Origin of the sequence: Tenacibaculum finnmarkense (assembly GCF_900239185.1) — a bacterium.
In the GTDB taxonomy this organism is placed as follows: Bacteria; Bacteroidota; Bacteroidia; order Flavobacteriales; family Flavobacteriaceae; genus Polaribacter; species Polaribacter finnmarkensis.
In genome coordinates this window covers 1-1,980 of sequence record NZ_OENA01000007.1, presented here as the reverse complement: position 1 = coordinate 1,980, position 1,980 = coordinate 1, and the positions used below count along the sequence as shown (strand labels likewise).

Genomic DNA, 1,980 nt, shown 5'->3' with positions numbered 1-1,980 from the left:
GTCAATGCTTCACCGTATATAGTAACCTTAATTCTCTCTTTTATTCTTTCTGATTATATATCAAATGTATTAAAAGACAAACTTAAGACGTGCATAATTCATTGCTTACATCGTTTTTCTTTTGGAAAAACCTCGTAAACATTAAAATTTGGCTTTATTAATTATTTGTTGTTAAATTCACGCAAACAAATCATGCACAAACACGTTACCACCAATTTGAGAAATAAACGAAATTACAGAAATATTTAATAAATATTCAAATATAGATTTATCTGAATTTTCAAAAACGGAAATCGAACTAAATGAATTCATAATTAAATTTTCTAAAGATTTAGGAGAGTTAATTGATTTACTTTCAAGAGTAATAAATCACGAAACACATCCGAATTACTACAATTTAAATGAATCAACAATCGTTGGTTCAATTACAAGAATTGTAAAATTCTATCAAGAATATATAAAGTACCAAGAATTAAATAAACAAGAGATTCAGTCTTTGTTTATGAGACCAATGTACGAATCATTTATAATCACAAAATATCTGATAAAAAACGGAACTGAATCCCAAGAAAATTTTAGATTAGTTTCATATAGAGCAAGATATCAGAATTTTAAAAAATTAATGGAATTTGATAACAAAGAACATCCAATTATAAAACGTCAATTAATAAAATTAGAAACTAAACTAAATGTTGACGGATTTACAATGGATGATTTAGAATCAGAAAATAATAAGCCGTATAATAAAAAATGGAAATTAGATGGAAAATCTTTTCGAGCAATAAATAGCGAAGTTGATAATGACGATTTATATTCTTTTATTTATGGTGTAGGTTCTGATGCTGTTCACGGAAATTGGCAAGAAATAATTGATTTCCATTTGACAAGAAAAGAAAACGGATATTTTGGATTCCTAAATTATGAAAAATGTGATTGTAGGGTAATCGTCCCTATGAACTCAATAGTTATTGAAAGTCTTTTAGAATTTATGAATTGGAATAAATGTCTAACAAAAGAAATAGAAAATGGACTTACAAAAATGAATAAGTTTAGTAATTCATTTTATACTATTTGGGAAGAAAAATTTGGAGAAACATTAAAATAAAAACTGGTGGTAACAAAATATATAATTTATTGCTAGTACTCGCCTACTTACGAAAATCCTTAGGGGATTTTCTATTCCGTTTTTATTTACTAAATTTAGTGCTTCAAAAACGCAACAAACCATATATAAAACGTTACCTGTAATTACCAAAAATGAGAAAAACCCTACTTCTATTATTGATTTCAACATCTTTATTTGGACAAACAAAAATAGATTCAATTTTTTCAATTGAATTTCCTGCCACTCCTGAAAAAATGAAATTTTCTGAAGGAGCAGAAAAAGGAGTTGCGTTTTATTCTAATAATGAAAATGATTCTTTCGTCGTTATGAGTTTGATTACTGAGAATGGAGAAAGAGATTTTAAAAACAACTTGCCAAGTCCTGAAGGTTTGAAAAATGCATATGAGAAAATGATTGCTGTACAAATTAAGGCAATGAGGAAAAAGACTTTTATTTTTAAAGACTCGACGGAAATTGAAATCAAAGGTTTTAGAGGATACAAATTAACATATCAAGATGAAAATTCTAAAAAACAAATTGCTGAATCTGTATTATTACTAATTAACGGAATTAATTTTATTGCGACATACTCCAAAGTAAATGAATTCAATGAGGAAACTAAAAACAAATTCCTTAATTCAATCACAATAGATACTTCAAAAGAACCTAAACAAGTTGCCGAGAAATACGATTTGAAAGGGAATTTACTTGAATTATTTTTTAAAGGAATATTTTTAGTTGGATTATTCTATTTGTGGAGAAAATATATAAAAACTACAGGTAACAAAGAACTGAGCTAAAAAACAACTCTTTTCTTGATTAAGTTTATACATTATTATTCTAGGCTCATAATTCTATAAATTAGTTTTTTGAGC

General features: G+C 26.6%; 3 protein-coding genes. 2 read left to right on the top strand and 1 reads right to left on the bottom strand.

What is annotated here, in order from left to right; all coding sequences use genetic code 11:
- Positions 1-177: 177 nt before the first annotated feature.
- A complete protein-coding gene (locus AQ1689_RS13360; protein ID WP_256444634.1) occupies positions 178-312 on the bottom strand; it encodes a hypothetical protein in 135 nt (44 codons plus the stop codon).
- Here AQ1689_RS13360 and AQ1689_RS00265 point away from each other — a divergent pair.
- Both AQ1689_RS00265 and AQ1689_RS00260 read left to right on the top strand, forming a co-directional pair.
- Positions 263-1,105, top strand: coding sequence for a DUF5677 domain-containing protein (locus tag AQ1689_RS00265; protein ID WP_368666946.1), 843 nt, complete (start codon positions 263-265; stop codon positions 1,103-1,105). The two genes, AQ1689_RS13360 and AQ1689_RS00265, sit on opposite strands and share 50 nt — an antisense overlap.
- A gap of 152 nt (positions 1,106-1,257) precedes the next feature.
- Positions 1,258-1,905: a hypothetical protein gene (locus AQ1689_RS00260; RefSeq protein WP_101954818.1), complete on the top strand. Its 648-nt coding sequence runs from the start codon at positions 1,258-1,260 to the stop codon at positions 1,903-1,905.
- The last annotated feature ends 75 nt before the right edge of the window (positions 1,906-1,980 follow it).